We start from the raw sequence: 22296 nt of genomic DNA, 5'->3' as shown, positions 1-22296 counted from the left end.
TGTTTGAAATATTGGCGCTGCTGTTTATTTTTGCGACGAAGCTTGCGTACTGATCGCTTGACCGAGTTCGCCCGCTCTTTCAGCGGCACGCAGCACAGCCTTGGTTACTGCGGCGGAGAAGTCGTGACTCTGCAGAGTTTCAAGTGCAGCTTGGGTAGTACCGTTCGGGGACGTTACCTTGCGGCGAAGCTGGGACGGCTCTTCTCCGGTCAATTCAACCATTTTCGCTGCGCCAAGCACGGTCTGCACCGTGAGCTGTTTTGCAGCCTCCGGCGATAGTCCGCCTCGTATGCCTCCCTCGATCATAGCTTCCATCATATAGTAAATGTAAGCGGGACCGCTGCCCGACACGCCGGTCACGATGTCCAGCTGTGCTTCCTCGACCACTGTAACGATGCCGGCGGACGAAAACATATCCACCGCCAGCTGCCGCTGCTCCTCAGATACGGCGGCAGTGAAGGAGAGCCCGGTAGCCCCCAGCCCGATGGAGCTGGATGTGTTCGGCATCGTTCTCACGATCGGCTGGTCTGTTGTGTGCAAAATCGACTGAATAGTAGATGTGGACAGACCGGCGATAACGGAGATTAGCAGCTGCGAACGGCGGAGAAGCGGGCGCAGCGCGGTAATGCCTTCGATGGCATCCTTTGGCTTAAACGCCGCCACAACAACATCAGCCTGTGCGATGGCACCGTCCTTGTCAGCCGGCTCGACCGCATAACTCACGCCGTAAGTCTGCTGCAAAGCGTTAAGGCGGGACCTGTCCTGCCTGTTCAGCACGGTGATGCGTGCCGGGTCTCCTTGCCCCTGAGACGTCAAGCCGCGGATAATCGCTTCGGCCATGGAACCTGCGCCCACGAAAGTAATCATTGCGTTAGATAAAGATAAAGGCATAGTTTCTTCAAAACCCCTTTTTGAGTTAGGTGCGAATTTGACCGTTTCCGCTGACACAGTATTTGGTAGACGTTAACGCAGGCAGACCCATCGGGCCGCGCGCATGGAGTTTTTGGGTACTGATGCCGATTTCTGCGCCGAAGCCGAACTCAAATCCGTCGGTAAAGCGTGTGGACGCGTTGTGATAAACAGCGGCAGCGTCAACCTCCTGCAAAAAGCGGGCGGCGTGAACTGCATCCTCCGTCACGATACATTCCGAATGCATTGTGCTGTGCTGCCGGATGTGTGCGAGCGCTTCGTCCAGGCTGTCCACGATACGTACGTTGAGAATATAATCATTGTATTCCGTGTCCCAATCTTCGGCAGTCGCTTCTTTGATCACGGGCACGAATTGACGGGCCTTCGGGCAGCCGCGCAGCTCGACATAAAGCCCTGAGAATTGATCGGCCAGGGATGGCAGATAGCGTGCGGCGAAGCTGTCATGCAGGAGTAACGTCTCCATGGAGTTACAAACGGACGGCCGCTGCACTTTGGCATTGATGGCGATTTGCAGCGCCATTTCGTACACCGCCGATTCGTCAATATAAGTATGGCAAATTCCGGCGCCGGTCTCAATCACAGGCACACTGGCATTTCGCACTACATTCTGTATCAACGAATGGCCTCCCCGGGGGATCAGCACGTCGAGCAGTCCATTGAGCTTGAGCATCTCGTCAACCGAAGCACGGTCTGGGTCTGTGATAAGCTGTATCGCGTCGACCGGCACCTCGGAGCGGGATAACGCATCATGCAAAACCTCCACAATACGCGTATTGGAGGAGAGAGCGGATGAACCGCCGCGCAGCACCACCGCATTCCCCGTTTTCAGGCATAGGCCTGCGGCATCTACGGTCACATTCGGGCGAGCCTCATAAATCATGCCTATTACCCCGAGAGGAACCCTCACTTTGCGAATGTGCAGCTCATTGGGACGGGTGAACTCCTCCAGCGTATCGCCAATCGGGTCCGGAAGCTCTACCACTTGGCGCAGCCCTTCGGCCATTGCGCTTACCCGCTGTTCGTTCAAAGCCAGCCGGTCGAGCAGAGATTGGCTGATGCCGTTATCTTTGCCGCGCTGCAGATCCTCGCCATTCGCCCTTATGATCGATGGCGTTTCCGTGATGAGCGCGTCCGCCATGATCTGGAGTGCCCGGTTCTTTTGCTCGGTAGTTAGCGCAGCCAAACGCGGAGCCGCTTGCTTCGCTAAAGTTGCCTTTTTCACGACTTCGCTCTGATTGGCTGCAGACTGTGGCTCTAATGTCATGTAGTCATCCTCCTTTGTTAAATTGCTTCATATTAGATAGTACATAGAGTGACAATTGGCATAGATAGTGCACAGAGTGACACCTGGCGCACTGACAATCTTTCATTCATACGAGCTGGTTGCGCAGATGACAAATTGGGGTGCTGTCAGCCTGACAGGAGCTTAAGCGTGCTTCGGAGCGGCGAGGGTAATCCATTCGTCTCGGTGGATGACCTCGATCCGGTGCACATCGATCCGTTTCTGCACTTCATCCGTGCTCAGACCCGCAACGGCCTGCAGCTGCCACGGTGTATAATTCACAACGCCGCGGCCGATCACTTGCTCATGTTCATTAATAACCTCGACGACATCACCGGGATGAAACTCGCCTTCCACCACTTTCACGCCAGCGGGCAGCAGGCTTCTGCCGCCTTCCACTAGCGCGGCTTCGGCGCCCAGGTCTACCGTGATCCGGCCCTGGGGCAGTGAATGGAACCCCAGCCACTGCTTTTTCATAGGAAGGTTGTGCTCGCTTGTGTCGAAGTAGGTACCTTTGCCAACGCCTTCCACAGCCAGATTCAGATCGCCTGGTTCGCTCACCCTGCCCACAAAGACGGGAACGCCTCCACGCATCGCAATGCGCGCTGCCTCGATTTTTGAGCGCATACCGCCGGTGCCCACCGACGAGCCGGAGCCGCCTGCCATGCGGTACATCGCTTCGTCGATTTCCACCACGCGGTCGATGCGTTTGGCATTGACGTTTTTGCGCGGATCTTCCGTGTATAAACCGTCGGTATCCGTGATGATCACCAGATGCCGTGCACGGACCAGGTTGGCAACCAGAGCGGAGAGCGTATCATTGTCGCCGAACTTCAGTTCATCGACGGCAACCGTGTCGTTTTCGTTGATGATAGGGATGATGCTGTGACGCATGAGCTCTTCAATGGTCATGGATGCGTTATGGATTCGTTTGCGGTTGGAGAAGTCAGAGCGAGTCAGCAGGATCTGTGCGACACCGACCTGATGAGCAGCAAAAGCCTCGTGATATGCCTGCATCAACAGAGCTTGGCCGACCGAGGCTGCGGCCTGCTTTTCATGCACATTTTTTGGACGGTTGGCGTAGCCCATCTCCCTAAATCCGGCTGCTACAGCACCGGATGTCACCAACAGCACATGCCAACCGTGACGGTGGAGTCTGGCGAGCTCCGAGGCGAAAAAGAGTATTTTACCGCGGTTTAGCCCTCCCTCGTCGGAGGTGAGCGAACTGCTTCCTATTTTGACAACAATCGTCTGCTGCATCGTAGTTTCACTTCTTTCTTTTCCAGCGAGTCATTTGTGCATAAAGCAAAAAAAGCCCGCGTCCTCTAAGGACGAAAGCTTTAACTTCCGCGGTACCACCTTAATTGATGAACAAATCATCCAACTTAAATGGCCTTTGGTAACAGCAAGGCAGCCGTCCAGCTCTGCACTGGCCGTTCCGGGGCGGGTTCGGAAATCTTTCGCGGTAAATTCTTGCAGCCATGGAATTTACTCTCTGAACGCGGAGGGGTTTCTTACTAGTCCCATCATAACGTTTGTGTTTTTCATTAGCATAGCATGCAGCCGGCTCGCTTGTAAAGGCTTGAGCGGGGCCAAACAGAACAGAATAAAGCCGCCGCATCTCCATGCGGCTGAAGGGCTTGTCCGCTTTGAGAGCAGTCTCTGCAGCCCGGCTCGCCTGATACAGTCGAGCCGTGTATTTGCTATGCGTGAGCCTCGCGTCAATTGAATAAGTTCAATTTGGCTATCCGGTCGACTGCTTTCAGCAGCCGCTCTTCCGGTGTTAGCAATCCCAGGCGGACATAGCCTTCGCCGTGTTCGCCGAACCCTATACCTGGAGCGACGACTATTTTGGCCTGCTCCAACAGCAGATCAGCGAGCGACGCCGAAGTGTAACCTTTGGGCACCGGCAGCCAAGTGAAGAATGAGCCTTGTGAACGCTTCGCCTGCCAGCCGATGTGATCAAGAGCGGTATACAACGTATCTCTGCGGCTCTGATACATGGCGAGCAGCTCTGCAACCGAGTCTTGCGGTCCCGTGAGCGCAACGGCGGCTGCTGCCTGAATGCCACCGAACAAGCTGCAGTAGTAGTGGTCCTGGATCAGATTGATGAGCCGGATCACTTCGGAGTTGCCTAAGGCGAAGCCTACACGCCATCCCGCCATGTTATATGTCTTGGACAATGTATAAAACTCCACGCCCACTTCCTTCGCACCCGGCTGCTGCAGGAAGCTCACCGGCTTCTCGCCGTCAAAGCCGAGCGCACCGTACGCAAAATCGCTCGCAACGACAACACCGTGTTTTTCGGCGAAACGTACCGTTTCTTCATAAAATGAAGCGGGGGCCGCCGCACCGGTCGGATTATTCGGATAGTTGATAAACATCAGCTTGGCCTTGCTCAAATCGTCGGCTGACAGAGCACTGTAATCAGGCAAAAAGGCATTGTCTTCACGCAACGGCATCATCGCCATCCGCGCACCGGACAAGGCAACACCGGACCAATAGTCCGGATAGCCCGGATCGGGCACCAAACATACGTCGCCGGGGTTCAACAGACATTGGCTGATCTCGACGAGCCCGGTTTTTCCGCCGAAAAGAATCGCGACTTCACTCTCCGGGTCCAAATCTACATTATAGTCTTGCTTATAGCGTTCGGCGATTGCTTGTTTGAGAAACATGAAGCCGTTAAATGGCGGATAACGATGGTACAGCGGATTTGCCGCCGCCTCCTGCAGTGTTCTCACGACGTGGGGCGGTGTCGGCTGATCCGGATTACCCTGTCCCAAGTTGATCACATCGTAACCTGCTGCGATTTGCTCGTTTGCTTTACGAACCAGCGTCGCAAAAAATTGTGTAGGCAGCTCCTGCATACGCTCGGCAGGTTCAATCGGAAACTTGGAAATTCGGGGAAAAGCAGAACTCATCTATAAGTCACACTCCATGTTAAGATGCAAAAGGGGGTTGTACCCCCAAAGAAACTAAAAATAATGGTAACACGAAACGATAATTACTGTATACAAGATGGGAATTACCACTTTCTATTTTGCATGAATATGGTAAAATGGTGGTGCTGAGTTTTATTCTATAAAAAACAGTTTTACCAAGTGAAATCTCTGTGTGAAAGGTGGCTGTTACCATATGGCATTTGATTTTCACGCTGAAGCGAATCACAAGTACGTATGCAGGCCGGGAAGCAGATCGTCGTTGGGAAAACTTCATCACCGCACAAGTTCGCATCAAAGGGGCGACAGTCGCCGATATTGGCTGTGGAGGGGGCATCTACACGAAAGCGCTGGCTCAACTGCAAGCCGGGCAGGTGAAAGGGGTCGATTTCTCTCGAGCCATGTTGAATGCAGCTGCGCAGCACTGTGCAGGCGTACCGACTATTTCGTTCGCGCTGGGCAGTGCAGTAGCTACAGAACTTTCCGGCGAAACTGCTGACGTGATATTGGAACGAGCGCTGATCCATCATCTTTCAGCAACCGAGTTGGCTGATTGTTTTCGGGAAGCCCGCCGGGTGCTCAAGCAGGACGGCACGCTGATCGTTCAGGACCGGACACCGGATGACTGTCTACTGCCAGGCGGCAAGGAGCACTTGCGGGGGCACTTTTTCGAAAAGTTTCCTCAATTAACAGACATAGAGATACGGCGCAGACATAGCGCTGAATCGGTGGAAGCTGCATTAAGGGAAGCGGGCTTCAACCATGTGCAGCGTTTCTATCTGTGGGAGACACGTAAACGGTACACATCCTTTGCAGATTTCCGTATAGATTTGCTGGCGCGGACAGGGCGCTCTTTACTGCATGAACTGTGCGATACGGAGATGGAAGAGCTAGCGGGCTACATTCAGCAGAGAACCGGTTGCGCGGACGATGAGCCGCTATACGAGCAGGACCGCTGGACCGTGTGGATAGCCAAAAAGCATTGAACTGCGAACCGGCTTCGACTATGATGGTAGAAAAACAATTCAGGGAAAAAGGTCGGGTGGATCGCTTGGCGGAAACGAAATGGAACGTGGCACTTATACAGATGGATATTGCTATAGGAGAGCCGGAGCGCAATTTTGCCAAACTGCAGACATTGTTGGGTGAGGCCGTGAGCCAGGAGAAGAAGCCCGACGTCATCCTGTTGCCGGAGATGTGGAATACCGGCTATTCCCTGGACCGTATACAGGAGCTGGCCGATGTGGAAGGCGGTCGGACGCATGCGCTGCTTTCTTCCTTTAGCCGAGAGCACAGGGTAAATCTGATTGGAGGTTCCATCGCGGAGAAGAAAGGGCAGGACGTGTACAACACGATCTACGCCTATGACCGGGAAGGCAAGCGCACGGCGGACTATTCTAAAATCCACTTATTTCGGCTCATGGACGAGGAGAAATATTTGAAGGAAGGCGACCGATTGGGGCAGCTTGAGCTCGACGGAGTGGAGGCAGGCATGATGATCTGCTACGACATCCGTTTTCCCGAGCTGTCGCGGAAGCTGGCGCTGGGCGGCGCGCAAATTATGTTCGTGCCTGCGGAATGGCCTAACCCAAGGCTGCATCATTGGCGGACATTGCTGATGGCCCGGGCGATCGAGAATCAGATGTTCGTTGTGTCTTGTAATCGGGTTGGCGTGAGCGGCACTACCGAGTTTTTCGGTCATTCCATGGTTATCGATCCGTGGGGAGAAGTGCTTGCCGAAGCTGGGGAGACCGAACAAATCGTTCGGGCGGAGATTGACTTGGGGCTCGTGAGTGAGGTGCGCAGCCGGATTACGATTTTTGAGGACCGCCGTCCAGCGTTGTATTAGGCTAGCGGCAGCGGCATCGTAGCACACATCTGCGTGAACATCAAACGATACCACCGTGTTAGCGCGGTCCCACCGGATGAACGCTGTACCCCGGCCGCAGTGTCACACATATGACTGAGCGATACGGCACATACGACGAATGAACTTAGCGGCAGTCCTCCACGCGGAGCGGCTGCCGTGTTGGTTTATTGCTTCTGTACAACCTCACGGAACGAGGTCATGAATGCCTCAGCGGCCTTGGACAGGTAACGCCCCTTCCGGTAGGCTATGACCAAGGTGCGTGTCGGCCTGTGCACTAGGGATAAATAACGTGGAGCCATATGGCTGCAGCCGCCGCGCGATATCATATTGGGGATCAAAGCGATGCCCATGCCTGCGGCGACAAGCGATTGTACAGTTTCGATATTGCTGCTTTCAAACACTATAGTTGGGGTGAAGCCGGCGGTTTGGCAGAGCTGAATGGTGATTTGCCGGAAGCCCTGCCCCTTTTTCAACGTGATGAAGGGCTCGCTCCGAAGCTCTGCCAGCTCAACCGAGTTGAGCGGTTGGTCTCCGGCGCCCAGTGCTTTGTGGGCTAACCGGTGCTGGGGCGGGACGGCTAGGATGATCTCCTCCTCGATAAGCGGCGTATAGGTTAATGATTCATCCTGCAGCGGCAGCGACAACAGTGAAATGTCCACCTGCCCGTTGGCCGTCATGTGCTCCAGATTGGCGGATGTTTCCTCGACGAGCATAATCTCAATCTCCGGATACCGCTCCTGAAAGATCGGCAGCACCATCGGCAGCACATGGGAGCCGGTGATCGGCAGACTGCCGACGACCAATTTACCTTTGCGCATCTGAGAAATATCGTCCATTTCGCGTTTCAGCTGCTCCACCATGTCAAGAATCGCTTGCGCTTTCTCGACAAACAGTGCGCCGGCATGCGTGACTTCCACCGAATTGGTCGTCCGCTGGAACAGCAGCACGCCGATCTCTTTTTCAAGCTTGGACAGCTGTTGACTGAGGGATGGTTGAGCGATGTGCAGTTTTTCCGCTGCTCTTGAAAAATTTTTATCTGCTGCGATCTGTAAAGCGTACTGAAGTTGTCTCAATTCCATGGGAGTATTCTCCTTGTAATAAAAGGGTAATCGGGTGCGAATATGATTGCTTGCGCGTCTACCGATAAAATTTAGTTTTGAAGAATGATTATAACAATTACCTATGAAGCTTATAGATATTATATCTTGGATCAATGAATAAAGAAATGCTAGTATAGTCCCATAAGTCAATTGGATTGATTCGTATTCATGATGATGAGGTGAAACTGATGGCAAAAACTATGTTTGAAAAGATCTGGGAGAATCATGTTATTAATCAGGAGGAAGGTAAGCCGAGCATCATTTACATCGACCTGCATCTGGTGCACGAAGTAACGTCACCGCAGGCGTTTGAAGGTTTGCGTTTGAGCGGCCGCAGGGTGCGCCGTGCGGATCTCACGTTTGCCACAATGGACCATAACGTTCCGACGAAGGATCGTTTTAACATTTCGGACCCAATCTCTAAGCAGCAAATCGATACTCTATCCCAAAACTGTAAGGATTTCGGCGTGGCATTGTTCGATCTCGACAACATCGATCAAGGCGTTGTGCACGTTATGGGACCTGAACTCGGTTTGACTCATCCGGGCAAAACCATTGTTTGCGGGGACAGCCATACTTCGACGCATGGAGCTTTCGGCGCGTTGGCGTTTGGTATCGGAACAAGCGAGGTTGAGCATGTACTGGCAACTCAATGCTTGCAGCAATCCAAAGCAAAAACATTGGAAGTGCGCATCAACGGCAAGCTCAAGCCGGGAGTAACAGCAAAGGATTTGATTCTGGGTGTGATTGCGAAATATGGCACTGATTTTGCAACAGGCTACGTTATCGAATACACCGGTGAAGCCATCCGCGGCTTGTCTATGGAAGAGCGCATGACCGTGTGTAACATGTCCATTGAAGCCGGTGCAAGAGCAGGACTGATCGCTCCGGATGAAACAACGTTCGAGTATCTGCGCGGACGCCAATATGTGCCGCAGGGTGCAGCGTTTGATCAAGCGGTGGCCGAGTGGAGACAGCTCACTACCGATCCCGGCGCACAGTACGATCGAGTGGTTGAATTTGACGCCGACAGCCTGATCCCGCAAGTCACCTGGGGAACAAGTCCTGGCATGGGTACCGATGTATCGTCTGCCGTACCGGATCCCAAGAGCTTCGCAACGGAGAACGAAAGAAAAGCCGCCGAGAAGGCGCTGGAATACATGGGCTTAACACCAGGCACTCCAATGACGGACCTGACCGTGGATTATGTGTTTATCGGTTCCTGTACCAACGGTCGGATCGAAGACCTGCGTGCTGCTGCTGCAGTAGCTCAAGGCTACAAGGTTTCCCCAAGTTTGACCGCTATCGTTGTACCAGGCTCAGGACGAGTTAAAATGCAAGCGGAGAAAGAGGGCTTGGATAAAATCTTTATCGAAGCCGGCTTTGAGTGGCGCGATGCCGGATGCAGCATGTGCTTAGCGATGAATCCGGACGTACTGAAGCCCGGACAACGCTGCGCATCGACGTCCAACCGTAACTTTGAAGGACGTCAGGGACGTGATGGCCGCACCCATTTGGTATCCCCGGCTATGGCGGCTGCAGCTGCCATCGAAGGACGCTTCGTTGACGTGCGTGACTGGAAATTCAAAGTGAAGCAGGAAGCGTAAATTATTTTACTTGTGTGAGGAGACGAACGACAATGGAAGCTTTTAAAAAGCATACCGGCCTGGTGGGTCCGGTGGACCGCGTTAACGTAGATACAGATGCAATCATTCCTAAGCAATTTTTGAAACGGATCGAACGGACCGGATTCGGCCAATTCCTGTTCTTTGAATGGCGGTTTGACAACCAAGGCAGTGTGATTCCAGATTTTTCTTTGAATCAGGCGCGCTACCAAGGGGCGTCGGTACTGATTTCCCGTGCGAACTTTGGCTGCGGCTCCTCCCGCGAACATGCACCTTGGGCGATTCAGGACTATGGCTTCAGAGTCATTATTGCACCTTCCTACGCTGATATCTTCTATAACAACTGTTTCAAAAACGGCATTCTGCCGATCAAGCTGAGCGAAGAGCAGGTTGAAGAACTGTTCCAGCGCACCGCCAAGCAGGAGGGCTACAAGCTGACCGTCGACTTGGAAAACAAGAAGATCACTGATGAGCAGGGTGTGAGCATTGACTTTGATCTGGATGAACACCGCCGCCAATTCCTGTTGCAAGGTTTGGACGATATCGGGCTGACACTGCAGCACGAAGACAAAATCGCCGCATACGAAGCTGCGCACGCTGCTCGGCTGGCGTAACAATAACTACGATACTGCACAAACCGCTGGGAGTGCTCCCGGCGGTTTTTTTTGTGCGCATCGAGCCGTCCTGCCGTGATTGAAAACCACTGGCGGTTTGAGCCCGGCAGTTTTGGGGTTATACGGGAATAGTGAGTTCCTCCGCAGAGGCTGCAGCGCGGCAAAAATAAGATGTAGTGTGCCAGCATACGTGTGTGATAAATTTGAAGTAGCATGTCCACATAAGTGTACCGTCCGAACGTCTGCCCCATTTTGTTCGAACCTTTTCTGGGCTGGCGCATAGAATTGTAAGGCGCACGGGAGGAAGCAGCCGGCTGTCTGGGAGCTCCTAACACTGCACCATCGGTTTTGATATAATGAGATGAAGAAACGGCAGGGGGTACATATGGAGACAGCGTTAATTGGGAGCTTTATTTCTGCAATGGCAACCGTGTTGGGTGCCGTCCCACTTTTGTTTGTCAGAAGACTGTCCGAGAAGTGGAAGGACGTGCTCATCGCTTTCACGGCGGGCATTATGATTTCCGCATCCACCTTTGGCTTGATGCCTCAAGCAATTGAAGAGTCAGGCATCATTGCTTTAACTATCGGACTGCTGCTCGGCATTGTAACTTTAGACCTGCTGGAAAAAAACATTTCACATCTTCATGTAGAAGATGATGCTGCGGTAACTCATTTTGATTCCCAATCCTTGCTTGTGATCATCGCCTTGTTTATTCATAACATTCCCGAGGGTTTGAGCACAGGATTCAGTTATGCCAGCCAAAATGAAGGCCTCGGCCCCATGGTCGCTATTTCGATCGGCGCTCAGAATATGCCTGAAGGGCTTGTGCTGGCCGTGTTTCTTCTTAATTCACAAGTAAGCAAATTAAAGTCATTTCTCATTGTTACCCTAACCGGGCTGATGGAAGTGATATCGGCGGCGGCTGGATTTTTTGCTGCCAGTTATATTCAACCGCTGGTCGGTTATGGGTTGGCATTTGCTGCAGGTGCAATGATGTTTATCGTGTATAAGGAACTGATTCCTGAAAGCCACGGGCATGGTTTTGAAAGATCTTCTACCTATTCGTTCATTGTCGGATTACTGGTGATGGTCTATATCAGCTGTATTTTCGAATAATGCCGGTTTCGGCCAGAATAGACTGGATAAACGAACAGTATTTACCCTAGTGTTGATTTCTTATTCATCCGTGCCTTGTTGTATAATATGATATTGCGCGCTAGCAGTGTGTATTATGAATTTTGGCGCAAAAGAGGTGTTAGCATGAAACGAACTGATGATCAACGGGCCAGCGCGCAGGCAGCCTTCCTGGCCGGATGGAAGACAGGCAGCATAGAAATTCCGTATCTCTTGCTGAAATATTACCGTCAGCTTAAGCTCACTGAAGTCGAAGTCATGTTGCTGATTCACGTAATGGCTTGGATCGACAAGGAGCGAACCGATTTTCCGACATTGGAGCAATTGCAAAGACGCATGTCCGTCCCGCCCGAGCAGGTGATTACTGCACTGCAAAAGCTGCTCAAGGCAGGACTCATCTCGATAGATGAGGCGGTGGACGCCAACAGCGGAATTCAGTATGAGAAATATAACTTCGATCCGCTGATGGAACGGTTGGCGGGCTGCTGGTATGATGAGCAGAGTGATTCAACCAGGGAGCAGCGCACGCTAGAGCCCCCTGCCGTACGCAAGGATATTTTCAGTATTTTCGAAAAAGAGTTTGGCCGCCCGCTTACGCCGATGGAGCTCGAATCTATTACAGGATGGCTGGACAAAGACAAGTACCCGGAGGAGCTCATTCTAGCCGGATTGAAGGAAGCGGTGTTTGCGGGAAAAGTCCATTTCCGATACATAGACCGGATTTTGCTCGAGTGGAGCCGCAATCGAATTACAACGGTGGAGCAAGCTAAGGAACATTCGCAAAAGTTCCGCTCCATGCGTTAATTTCAATAAACGAAAAGTTCATACGGACCGGATCTCCCGAGGAGACCGGTCCTTTTTTCTGTCGATGCACTGTGCGGTTTGCTCTGGGCAAATAGCGTCATACCCCCCTACCCAGTAGGCTTATTTGTGAAACATGGAAAACATTTTAAATTCCTTAGTATTTTTTGTAACTTTTACCACCTTTGTATCGTCTGTATATTGCAATTATCGTAGTTGGTAGCGATGCAGAACTAATCACAAACATGACAGGAGGCTTTAGAAATGCTAGGTTGGCTTCGTCCAAGCTCGAGAACGAAGGCTGCCGACATACAATCGACAAATGGTGGGCAGGACATGTCAGCATCAAATGAACAGCCTGTCTCATCCGCTGGGGGCGGCAACATAGACGGGACAGTGGCGGAGCAAACTCAATCGCCGCAAGACGAGCCGGTTCAACCGGCGGATGCAGAGGTCTCTGACATCAGCGGAAACGTGACCTCGAGCGCATCTGTGTTCGCACCGCGTGTCATCGACGACACGCAGCCGCTGCTCACGGTGACCGGCGTACAGCGCTCGTTCGCCGTGGGAGGCGAGCAGCTGCATGTACTGAAGGGAATTGATATGTCGCTGTATCCGATGCAGCTGGTAATGCTCAAGGGGCGATCGGGCTCGGGCAAAACAACGCTGCTTAATTTGATAGGAGGGCTCGACCAGCCTGATCAAGGAGAGATCTCTTTCATGGGTCATCCTTTTCACCGATGCAGCGACGACCAGCGCACACAAATAAGACGTAGGCAACTCGGTTTTATTTTTCAGTCATTCGCTTTAATGCCGCTGCTGTCTGCATGGGAAAATGTCGAACTGGCACTGCGAATGGCAAACGTGCCGCGCTCCGAATGGAAGCGGCGGGCGACACACTGCCTGGATCTGGTGGGGCTCGCAAAGCGGATGCATCATCGCCCGTTCGAGCTGTCAGGGGGAGAGCAGCAGCGTGTTGCTATCGCAAAGGCGATTGCTCACAGACCGCACTTGCTGCTCGCTGACGAACCCACGGCGGAGCTTGATTCGCAAATGGGCGCACAGGTAATGGCGGTGTTCAGGGATATCATTCAAACCGAGCAGGTGACAATTTGTATGACCACGCATGATCCGACAATTATGGAGGTAGCCGACCATGTGTTTGAAATGGTGGATGGGAAATTTATCAATACATAAACGGATGGCTAAGCCTCTGCTGCTTATATGCATGGCTGCAACTCTGGCTGTGAGCGCCGGGTGTTCCTTGCTGCCGAAAGAGGAGGAGGAAGAAATCCTGCCCGCGATCACACCGCCGAAACTATCCAAGAAGCCCGAGTATGAGGTGAAGACGCAAACATTGGAAACCAGGGTCCGCGGCTCCGGCAAGCTCATGGCGACGAAGGAAGAGGATTTGTATTTTACGGACGAGGCCAACCGCCGAATTAAGAGCTTACATGTCAAGAGCGGAGACCAAGTAGAGCAGGGCCAGGTCATCGCCGAACTCGACGTGTCCGAGCAGGAGAGCGAACTGAGGTCCAAGCGGCTCCAGGCGCGCAGTGAGGAACTGACGATGATCGAAACGCTGCGAAAGGCCGACGAAATGAGCGTGGAGGCGTTGGAGAAAGCAAAGATCGATTTCGAGCTGAAGCGTGAAGAGTTCAACAAGCTCGAAAATACGATTGCCAAAGCGAAGCTAACCGCGCCTTATGCCGGCACGATCGTGTCGGTCTATCTTAAAAAAGGAGACACCGCGGAAGCTTATGAAGCTGTGGCGACGATTGCCGATTTGTCGCAGCTGACCGTAGTAGCGAGTCTTAATGCGGATGATGTGAAAAAGGTCGCGGTCGGCATGGAGGCCATGGTGGATATCAATGCTGCGGGACAGCATAAGGGGAAAGTGGTACAGCTCCCTATGCCGAAAGAAGAGGACAACAGCGGCATGCCGGATGGCGACAATGGCAGCGGGTCGAAACCGATCGACACCATCGAGAATTATTTGGTGGTAGCACTCGATGAGTTCCCGCAGGGATTGAATCGTGGAACACCGCTGAGCGTGTCCGTCATCACTCAGCGCAAAGAGAATGCGGTTACTATTCCTTTGGCAGCGTTGCGCTCGTATGCGGGCCGGAACTACGTTCAAGTAGTAGATGAGCAGGGAAATAAGAAAGAGATCGACGTCGAAATAGGCCAGCAGACCGCTACGGATGTGGAAATCATCGCAGGGCTTACGCCGGGACAGAAAGTAGTGGGCCGCTGATGTCTGTGCCGATGCTTCGTTTTTTATTTCGCAAAATGTGGAATACCCGCTGGCTCACCTTAAGCTCCTTGCTCGGCTTGATTATGGCTGTCGCATTTACAACCAGCATCCCGATGTATGCGGATGGGTCACTCAAGCGGGTAGTGACCAAATCGCTGCAAGAGAAAACTGGCGGGCTGCCGGCCGGCTCGGTGCTGATCCGTTATCAGGCTGCAGGCAGCGACAGAGCCGATTTGAGTGCCCTCACAGACGTCGATCAATACATAACAGACGAACTGCCTAAGGACATAGCGTTTCCATATCAGGCGTTTGTGAGAAGCTACTCGATTCGTGCGAGCCAGCTCATTCCCGACGATACGGTGAAAGTCGATCCGAGCAAAAAGAGACAAATGGCGTTGATGTCGGAAAGCGGACTCAAAGATCAGGTGGAGCTTAAACAGGGTGATTGGTATTCCGATCAGGTGCAAAATGGCATCGTTGAGGCAGTCATTTTGGAAGAAGCCATGTACCGAAATGATATTCATGTTGGCGATGTGTTCAATTATCCAATCAGCGGAGGCTTTGGTATTGCTCCACTGAAGATCAAGATCACAGGCACTGTGGCACCCAAGAATGACGGGGATCCCTACTGGTTTCAGGGTATGGAAGGCTTAGTTAACGCGCTGTTCATGAGCGAGCGCGGCTTCAACACTTATATTTTGAACGAGAAGAGAATCCCGCTGAATTTGGGCAACTGGTACTATGCTTTCGATCTGCGCAACATTCAAACCAGCCAACTGTCGCCGCTTGAAAACAAGCTGGAACGGCTTGACATTACTTTATTTCAACAGTTGAAAAACACGCGTGTTGACGTGTCATTCATTCCGATTTTGCAAGAGTTCAGAACGCAAAGTCTGCAGCTGCAGATATTGCTGTTTACGTTGGCGGCTCCCATGATTGCAATGGTGTTCTACTATATTGTGATGAATGCCCGCCAGTCGCTGGACCGGCAGCGCAGCGTCATTGCGGTACTGCGCAGCCGTGGAGCAAGCACGAAGCAGATTATTGGGATCTATCTGTTGGAAGGTCTGATTCTAGGATGTACCGCCTTGATCGTTGGCCCGATGCTGGGCTGGTTTATGGCTAAGAGCATCGGCTCGTCCAGCGGGTTTCTCACCTTTGTGGACCGGCAATCCGTCCCCGTTGGTGTGTCGATGGAAGCTCTCACGTACGGCGTTGCCGCCGTGCTCATCGCCACGCTGGCCAGTGTTATCCCGGCGATCGTGTTTGCCCGTGCGTCGATCGTGAGTTACAAGCAAAAGCTGGCCCGCTCGGACCGCTCACCATTTTGGCAAAAATGGTTTTTGGATGTCGTGCTGATCGGAGTCGTCGCTTACGGCTACTATTTATTTGACCAACGCCAGTTGTTGTCGGCGCAAACCGGCTTGACTACGGACCAGTTGCAGGTTCATCCGCTGCTGTTTTTCGTTCCGGCGTTGTCGATCATCTCTCTGGGATTGTTCTTTTTGCGGATTTTTCCGTGGCTGTTGCGTTTGTGGAACTGGTTGGGCAAACGTTTTCTACCGGTGCCGGTGTATCTAACTCTGACACAGCTGTCACGCTCTGCGCAATCTTATTATCCGCTTATGCTGCTGCTTATCTTAACGCTGGGTCTAGGGGTGTACAATTCCTCCGCCGCACGCACGATCGATTTGAACTCTACTGACCGGACGCTTTATGCCTACGGGACGGACGTAGTGCTGCAGACCGTATGGGAGGGCGTATCCGACGCATTGCCGCAGGATCAAGCCGGCGGACAGAGCGGTGGGCAGAACGGTGGGACAGCGGGCGCCGGCGGTGAACCACAAGGCGGCGCCCAAGGCGGTCAGTCTACCGGCACGAACAATAACGGCGGCTCCGGTGCCGGCCAGCAGGGAGGCACACCGGGTGCACCCGGAGCGGGCATGGACGATCCGCCGCCGAAGCTGCGGTATATCGAACCCCCTTTTGAGCTGTACCGCGAATTGCAGGGCGTGGATCACGCTGCCCGCGTACTTCGGACAAAGGCAAATGTGGTTGTGTCCGGTAAGTCGGTCGGTCAAGGCATGCTCATGGGGATAGATAATGTGGATTTTGCGAAAGTCGCCTGGTTCCGCAATGATTTATTCAAGGTTCATCCCTATCAATATCTGAATCTGCTGGGGACGTATGAGCAGGCGGTTATCGTGCCTTCCTCGTTCGCTGAGAAGAACCACGTGAAAGAGGGGGATCTGATAAGCATTGCCGTGCAGCAGCAGATGGTTGAATTTGTCGTCGTCGCTACTGTACCGTATTGGCCCAGCCAGTATCCGGATGAGATCCCGTTTTTCATCGCCAATCTCGAATACGTTTATGATCAAGCGCCGGTCACGCCTTACGAGGTGTGGCTGAAGATGGAGGCCGGAGCGAAGGTGGCGCCTATCATGGAGGCGCTGGCCGACAGGCAGATTGAAATCGCCGGTGTGAAAGACGTACGCAACGAGCTGATCATCCAGAAGAAGCACCCGGCACGGGGCGGTGTGTTCGGTATTTTAAGTCTCGGATTTCTGGTGTCGGTCCTGGTCTCGCTCATCGGGTACATTCTGTACTGGTTCTTCAATCTTTCGAGCCGCGTCGTACAGTTCGGTGTGCTTCGTGCCATGGGACTCTCCCGCAAACAGCTGACAGGGATGCTCCTGCTTGAACAAGGGTTCACCGCTGGGCTATCCATCGCGCTTGGCATCGGTATCGGCAAGCTGACCAGCTATTTATTCTTGCCGTTCCTGCAGACGGCAGAGAACGTTAAGACACAGGTGCCGCCGTTCCGGGTGATATTTCATGCAAGGGATACTGATCAGCTCTATATCGTGGTTGCCTTCATGATGATTACCGGTGCGGGCTTGTTGTTCCTTCACATTCGAAGACTGCGGGTGCATCAGGCGGTCAAGCTCGGGGAGGAGAAGTAGGCGATGATATCATGCGAGGAGCTCGTGAAAATTTACAAGACCGACGATATCGAAGTGGTGGCGTTAAAAGGGCTCAACATTTCGGTGGAGAGCGGGGAAATGATGGCTATTATCGGTAACAGCGGGAGCGGTAAGTCGACACTTCTGAACATACTGGGCGGGCTCGACCGGCCGTCCGCCGGGCAGGTGCAGGTGGGCGAATGGAATTTGCTTAAAATTACCGACGAGGAGCTGGTGAAGTATAAGCGGAACACTGTCGGTTTCATTTGGCAGAATAACGCGCGCAATTTGGTTCCTTATCTGACCGCTGTTGAAAATGTGGAAATGCCGATGATGCTGAGCGGGCAGTATGACCGGGCCTACGCGAAGCAGCTGCTCGAATGGGTCGGCCTGAAGGAACGGATGGGGAACAAGCTGCAGCAGCTCTCAGGCGGTGAGCAGCAGCGTGTCGCTATCGCGATATCTTTGGCTAACCGGCCTTCGCTGCTGCTCGCTGACGAGCCGACAGGTTCGGTCGATACGAAGACGTCAGATATGATAATGGATATCTTCCGCAGACTGAACCGTGAGCTGGGGGTCACGATCGTGATCGTCACACATGACATGACCCTTGCCAGCAAGGTCGACCGTGTCGTCGCCATTCGCGACGGCATGACCAGCACAGAATTTATTAAGCGCAATCCGAATTTGGATGAAACCGGTCCCGGAATGGCCGGCTCTACGATGCATGATGCACATGAGGAGTATGTTGTGCTGGACAGAGCTGGCCGGCTGCAAATTCCAAAAGCCTATTTACAGGCGCTGAAAATTGACAGTAAGGCGTCGATGGAGTTCGATGGGGAGAAAATTATCATCCGTTCGCCCAAGTCGCTTGCTTAATACAGTTATTTGTTCACCGAAACAAAAAGTGAAATCAAAAAAACAATTTTGGAGGAATGACGCATGAAAACTTGGGTAAAGAGAACGATGATGTTGTCCGTTTGCGCGAGCTTGACGGTGCCTTTGCTTGCAGCCTGCACCAAGACGGATAGCGGGGACGGTGACACGCAAAGGGTGCTGCGCATCGCAACCAGCTTCGGCTATGGCGATGACTTCGAGTATTTTCGCCAGCAGTTTACCGAAGTGTTCGAGTATGCTAATCCCAAGATCAAACTGGAAATGATTCCCACGGGCGATGACAGCTTCCGCTATGGTCGTCCGAGCCCGGACGCCAAGCCGATCGACCCAATGGAAAAGCTGAAGGAAGTGATGCAGGGTGCGAATCCGCCCGACGTCGTGATGGCGAACTATGAACAGCTCGGCGAATTGATCGAGGGAAATATGCTCACCCAATTGGATCCGATGATTACTAAGGACAAATTCGACACCTCCGATATGGCGCCTGCCGTTATGGAGGGTCTGAAGAAGCTTGGAAACGGAAGCCTGTATGCGCTATCGCCGACTTTTAACTCTTCGGCCCTTATCTATAATAAAAAAATGTTTGATGAGGCCGGCGTACCGTATCCGAAGGATAAAATGACCTGGGAAGAAACATTTGATCTCGCGAGACGCTTATCCAAAGGAGAAGGGGCGGACCGCCAATACGGGTTCTCGTTCTCTACCCACGCAATGGGAGACCTGTTTTACGCCACTCAAATGTACTCGGCTCCTTTGGAGCTCCGTATGTTTAACGACACCGCAGATAAGCTCACCGTAGACTCGGAGCAGTGGGAAAAAGTGTGGCAAACGATGCTGCAGCTCAAGCAAGACAAGGTGACGCCCGAACAGCAGGACCCTGCGAGCATGAAACAGCGTTTCATGAATCAGGACGGAGCGAATGCCGAGCCTTTCCCGGATAATGACTTTTTATCAAGCCGTGTAGCTATGGCCATTATCAATTACGGTGAAATCAGCCAAATCATCAATGCGAACAAGAATGCCGCAAGCTACAATAACTTTACGCCCATCGACTGGGACGTAGTCACTGTACCTGTGCATCCGGAAGCTCCGGACGTCGGCGGCTCCCTCTACATGAACGGAATAATGGGCATCAATTCGAAAGCGCAAAATGTGGAGGATGCGTGGAAGTTTATTCAATTCATCAACGGCGAGGATTGGGCTCGGTTAAAGTCAAGCAGCTCTTATAATATCGTTACGCGCAAAAAGTATATGAAACCGAAAGATGGCGCGGAATTCCACATGGAGGCTTTCACTACGCTCATGCCTGCACCGCAGCCGGACAGCAAAGTATACCGTCAGAATCACAACATTCACATGGTTCATGATATCGGCCGCAATCTGTTTAACGAAGCCGCCCAGGGTAAGATTGGAGTGCGCGAGGCTCTGAAGAAATGGCAGACCGATGGCGATGCGATGCTGCAGCAGATGAAGGACAATCCAAATGGGCCGATGGGCGGCGCAAGCACAATGCCTGTGAACTAATGCGGTGTTAAATACATGCGGCACCGGCAAGGCGCCCACATCGAATGGTTAAACGTAAATTGTGCGATATACGGCGAAACTCTAGGAGGAGAACGATACCAATGAACATGAAAAAGAATGCACCCTGCGTTGTGCTGTTGGCCGCCGCGTTGACGTGGAGCAGTGTAGTACCGGCCTTTGCTGCCGGCAGTGTGCCCGCCACCCCGCCTGCAAGCCCTCCGACACCGTCGACGCCCGTCACCCCTCCGCCGACTACGGAGCCGCCGGATGACGGCGCTCGACCATCGGATGCGTTGACCATTGGCACCGGACCGGCTCTGGGACAGGTGAAGGTAAATGGCGACAGCTACTTTGAATTGAAAAATGTAACGATGCTGGCAGAGCAAAAAGGGAAAACCGTCACATTCACCGTGAGCGTCCGTAACGAAAGCAGCACTGACTTGCTATTCATTGACTACTGGGTTCGTTTGCGAACGAAATCGGGCAATGAAATCACGGTCAGACTGATGCCTCAGGACCAGGAAAAGAACAAAATCACGGCGAAATCGGTAGAAGATATTAACTTCTACGCATCGGTCAATGGAACGACAGAGCTAACTGATCTGGTGTTTGAATTCATCGAATGGGATTTCAGCCAACCTAATTTTGAACGCAAGATCGGCGAGGTCGCCGTACCGGCTGACTATACGATTGTGACGCCGGCGAATGATTCCCATGTCATTGATATGGTCGGCACCGAGGTGAAAACGTCGGTGAAGAAGGTGTTCACGACCAAAAATGACGAAAACTATTCACCGACCGTGGTGCTGAACATGGAGAACGTTGGTAACCGTGCTGCGGCTGTGCCCGCCTATCAATACCTGCTTCGTACAAATGAAGGTTATATGTATCCGTTGGACGCCAAAAAGGATAAGGAGTTGGTCATTAATCCGCAGGTTAACGAAGAGATTGAACTGTCCGGTTCGGTGCCCGTCACCGTCAGTACGGAAGGCTGGCAGCTCATTATCGTACAGGAAGCTGCTGAGCCCAAGATCAATATACCGATCGCATATTTTCAGCTTCCGGCGTTATCAGATTTGGGGGAAGTTGCTACCGGTGTGGAGCACAACTTCTCCAACGAGGACGGCACTTACACAGCCCGCCTGAACTCGTTCCAACGCGTACCCTTCGAAGATCAGGACATACTGAACGCCAATATCACCTTGATTAACAAAGGCTCCGAGGCGCTGCCTATCCCGGAATTAACCGGATACTATATGCTGGATGACGCGGTGAAAGTGGAAGCGCAGCTGATCAAAACCGATAAGACGATAGGGCTGGCTAAGGGAGCCGAGGCCAGCTTCCAGTTCGTCGGAAAAATGCCGTACACTTATCAATTTTCTACCGTTAAACTCGTGCTGGAGGAGAAGACAGGCGAAGATGAAACGGAGGAGCTGCTGGAATTTGCACAAAGCTCCGAACTGCTGGGTATTCCTTACATGAATGTCGGCGAAATTTACAAGGTATCCAGCCTGGGCCGCAATGCGAGCTACAGCGTCCGCAGTGTGACTACCTATCCGGGTGACACGGTGGATATTTTCACGGTGCAAATGGATGCCACGAATTTGGAGCAACGTTTCAGCGACGTGTCGAAGCTGGTGGCTCAGTTGAAAGCTCCTGACGGCACGGTGTATCCTGCCACAATCGCGGAAATCAAAAATAAGGTCAGCCCGGATGCTACCGCCCTGCTGTTCCTGTCAACCACGTTGCCCAAGGGACTGCCGACGACCAACATGAATGTCATGATTGGCGAGGCCGTAACGGAGGATAGATATACGGGTGCCGAGGACAAACCGGACGCTTACGTCAATGCTGCGGCTTTCTGGCTGCCTGCCGAGGATACTACGGTGAAGGATAATTTGCTTGACGTTGACCTGCTGCCATACTCAATTTCCATCAATCGTATCAATACTTGGTTGAGCAAGGACCAGCTTAAGCTTACGTTCGACTATGAGTTGAAGAAGCAGCTCTTCTCGGAAGCGAACATGGAGGGGCGTAAACTGGTGATAGGGTTTGAGGATGAGATGGGCAACAAATCATTCACCCGCGAGTTTGACTTCAAAGATTTTGAGGCTCCGGATGCAACGGAATCGGATGTGCAGTCCGATGAGAATATAAATAAGCTGAGGTTAGGCAAACACGTCGCGGTCAAGCTCATCGAAAGCGATCAGGATCTTATCTTCAACATGGAAACCCTAAAGACGTACAAAGTGAGCATCTACGATTCGTTCCAAGGCCAGAAGAAATTGCTGGCGTCGAAAAAGATCGATTGGTTTAGCACGACCGACTAATTGTACATTGTGCCGAGCCGTCCTGC

General features: G+C 52.6%; 17 protein-coding genes. 12 read left to right on the top strand and 5 right to left on the bottom strand.

Annotated elements, in window-relative coordinates:
- Nucleotides 1-24 precede the first annotated feature (24 nt).
- From proC to CBW46_RS02280, 4 genes are all read right to left on the bottom strand, one after another.
- Complete coding sequence (gene proC, locus CBW46_RS02295; RefSeq protein ID WP_089198388.1) at nt 25-891, bottom strand: pyrroline-5-carboxylate reductase; 867 nt, start codon at nt 889-891, stop codon at nt 25-27.
- Between the two features lie 25 nt (nt 892-916).
- On the bottom strand, nt 917-2194 hold the full coding sequence (locus CBW46_RS02290) for a glutamate-5-semialdehyde dehydrogenase (RefSeq protein WP_089198387.1): 1278 nt from the start codon (nt 2192-2194) through the stop codon (nt 917-919).
- Nucleotides 2195-2356: 162 nt separating this feature from the next.
- Nucleotides 2357-3472 (bottom strand): glutamate 5-kinase, encoded by a 1116-nt coding sequence (gene proB / locus CBW46_RS02285; RefSeq protein WP_089198386.1) that lies wholly within the window; start codon nt 3470-3472, stop codon nt 2357-2359.
- A 461-nt stretch (nt 3473-3933) separates the two neighbouring features.
- Nucleotides 3934-5136, bottom strand: a complete 1203-nt coding sequence (locus CBW46_RS02280; RefSeq protein ID WP_089198385.1) for a pyridoxal phosphate-dependent aminotransferase — start codon at nt 5134-5136, stop codon at nt 3934-3936.
- A 200-nt stretch (nt 5137-5336) separates the two neighbouring features.
- Between CBW46_RS02280 and CBW46_RS02275 the strand changes: the two genes are divergently transcribed.
- Together CBW46_RS02275 and CBW46_RS02270 are read left to right on the top strand one after the other, a co-directional pair.
- Nucleotides 5337-6140 carry a class I SAM-dependent methyltransferase gene (locus CBW46_RS02275; protein ID WP_243633135.1) on the top strand — a complete coding sequence of 268 codons (804 nt, stop codon included), beginning with the start codon at nt 5337-5339 and terminating at the stop codon, nt 6138-6140.
- A gap of 65 nt (nt 6141-6205) precedes the next feature.
- Nucleotides 6206-7003 carry a carbon-nitrogen family hydrolase gene (locus CBW46_RS02270; RefSeq protein WP_089198663.1) on the top strand — a complete coding sequence of 266 codons (798 nt, stop codon included), beginning with the start codon at nt 6206-6208 and terminating at the stop codon, nt 7001-7003.
- Nucleotides 7004-7188: 185 nt separating this feature from the next.
- Here the strand turns inward: CBW46_RS02270 and CBW46_RS02265 are convergent, their stop codons facing one another.
- Nucleotides 7189-8103, bottom strand: coding sequence for a LysR family transcriptional regulator (locus CBW46_RS02265; protein WP_089198384.1), 915 nt, complete (start codon nt 8101-8103; stop codon nt 7189-7191).
- Nucleotides 8104-8312: 209 nt separating this feature from the next.
- Between CBW46_RS02265 and leuC the strand changes: the two genes are divergently transcribed.
- The 10 genes from leuC (at nt 8313) to CBW46_RS02215 (ending at nt 22270) form a co-directional block, all read left to right on the top strand.
- Entirely contained in the window at nt 8313-9731 is a 1419-nt protein-coding gene (gene leuC, locus CBW46_RS02260) for a 3-isopropylmalate dehydratase large subunit (RefSeq protein ID WP_089198383.1), read from the top strand.
- Between the two features lie 32 nt (nt 9732-9763).
- On the top strand, nt 9764-10363 hold the full coding sequence (leuD, locus tag CBW46_RS02255) for a 3-isopropylmalate dehydratase small subunit (RefSeq protein ID WP_089198382.1): 600 nt from the start codon (nt 9764-9766) through the stop codon (nt 10361-10363).
- Nucleotides 10364-10748: 385 nt separating this feature from the next.
- The gene (locus tag CBW46_RS02250; RefSeq protein ID WP_089198381.1) at nt 10749-11480 is read left to right on the top strand and encodes a ZIP family metal transporter; all 732 of its coding nucleotides are present in this window, start codon (nt 10749-10751) and stop codon (nt 11478-11480) included.
- A 144-nt stretch (nt 11481-11624) separates the two neighbouring features.
- Nucleotides 11625-12302: a DnaD domain protein gene (locus CBW46_RS02245; RefSeq protein ID WP_089198380.1), complete on the top strand. Its 678-nt coding sequence runs from the start codon at nt 11625-11627 to the stop codon at nt 12300-12302.
- 261 nt (nt 12303-12563) lie between these two features.
- Nucleotides 12564-13496 carry an ABC transporter ATP-binding protein gene (locus CBW46_RS02240; RefSeq protein ID WP_243633134.1) on the top strand — a complete coding sequence of 311 codons (933 nt, stop codon included), beginning with the start codon at nt 12564-12566 and terminating at the stop codon, nt 13494-13496.
- Nucleotides 13456-14556, top strand: a complete 1101-nt coding sequence (locus CBW46_RS02235; protein ID WP_165842174.1) for an efflux RND transporter periplasmic adaptor subunit — start codon at nt 13456-13458, stop codon at nt 14554-14556. The genes CBW46_RS02240 and CBW46_RS02235 overlap by 41 nt, the downstream gene beginning before the upstream one ends.
- Entirely contained in the window at nt 14556-17519 is a 2964-nt protein-coding gene (locus CBW46_RS02230; RefSeq protein ID WP_207802221.1) for an ABC transporter permease, read from the top strand. Before CBW46_RS02235 ends, CBW46_RS02230 begins: the two co-directional genes overlap by 1 nt.
- A 3-nt stretch (nt 17520-17522) precedes the next feature.
- Nucleotides 17523-18398 carry an ABC transporter ATP-binding protein gene (locus CBW46_RS02225; protein WP_089198379.1) on the top strand — a complete coding sequence of 292 codons (876 nt, stop codon included), beginning with the start codon at nt 17523-17525 and terminating at the stop codon, nt 18396-18398.
- Nucleotides 18399-18461: 63 nt separating this feature from the next.
- Complete coding sequence (locus CBW46_RS02220) at nt 18462-19940, top strand: extracellular solute-binding protein (protein WP_089198378.1); 1479 nt, start codon at nt 18462-18464, stop codon at nt 19938-19940.
- A gap of 101 nt (nt 19941-20041) precedes the next feature.
- Nucleotides 20042-22270, top strand: coding sequence for a hypothetical protein (locus tag CBW46_RS02215; RefSeq protein WP_089198377.1), 2229 nt, complete (start codon nt 20042-20044; stop codon nt 22268-22270).
- The last annotated feature ends 26 nt before the right edge of the window (nt 22271-22296 follow it).

The organism is Paenibacillus xerothermodurans (assembly GCF_002220865.2).
GTDB lineage: Bacteria > Bacillota > Bacilli > Paenibacillales > NBRC-103111 > Paenibacillus_S > Paenibacillus_S xerothermodurans.
This window is presented reverse-complemented; position numbering and strand designations above follow the sequence as displayed.

Coding starts and splice junctions, on each gene's coding strand:
- proC (WP_089198388.1), bottom strand. CDS start 891: ATGCCTTTATCTTTATCTAACGCAATGATTACTTTCGTGGGCGCAGGT.
- CBW46_RS02290 (WP_089198387.1), bottom strand. CDS start 2,194: ATGACATTAGAGCCACAGTCTGCAGCCAATCAGAGCGAAGTCGTGAAA.
- proB (WP_089198386.1), bottom strand. CDS start 3,472: ATGCAGCAGACGATTGTTGTCAAAATAGGAAGCAGTTCGCTCACCTCC.
- CBW46_RS02280 (WP_089198385.1), bottom strand. CDS start 5,136: ATGAGTTCTGCTTTTCCCCGAATTTCCAAGTTTCCGATTGAACCTGCC.
- CBW46_RS02265 (WP_089198384.1), bottom strand. CDS start 8,103: ATGGAATTGAGACAACTTCAGTACGCTTTACAGATCGCAGCAGATAAA.
- leuC (WP_089198383.1), top strand. CDS start 8,313: ATGGCAAAAACTATGTTTGAAAAGATCTGGGAGAATCATGTTATTAAT.
- leuD (WP_089198382.1), top strand. CDS start 9,764: ATGGAAGCTTTTAAAAAGCATACCGGCCTGGTGGGTCCGGTGGACCGC.
- CBW46_RS02250 (WP_089198381.1), top strand. CDS start 10,749: ATGGAGACAGCGTTAATTGGGAGCTTTATTTCTGCAATGGCAACCGTG.
- CBW46_RS02245 (WP_089198380.1), top strand. CDS start 11,625: ATGAAACGAACTGATGATCAACGGGCCAGCGCGCAGGCAGCCTTCCTG.
- CBW46_RS02240 (WP_243633134.1), top strand. CDS start 12,564: ATGCTAGGTTGGCTTCGTCCAAGCTCGAGAACGAAGGCTGCCGACATA.
- CBW46_RS02235 (WP_165842174.1), top strand. CDS start 13,456: ATGTGTTTGAAATGGTGGATGGGAAATTTATCAATACATAAACGGATG.
- CBW46_RS02230 (WP_207802221.1), top strand. CDS start 14,556: ATGTCTGTGCCGATGCTTCGTTTTTTATTTCGCAAAATGTGGAATACC.
- CBW46_RS02225 (WP_089198379.1), top strand. CDS start 17,523: ATGATATCATGCGAGGAGCTCGTGAAAATTTACAAGACCGACGATATC.
- CBW46_RS02220 (WP_089198378.1), top strand. CDS start 18,462: ATGAAAACTTGGGTAAAGAGAACGATGATGTTGTCCGTTTGCGCGAGC.
- CBW46_RS02215 (WP_089198377.1), top strand. CDS start 20,042: ATGAACATGAAAAAGAATGCACCCTGCGTTGTGCTGTTGGCCGCCGCG.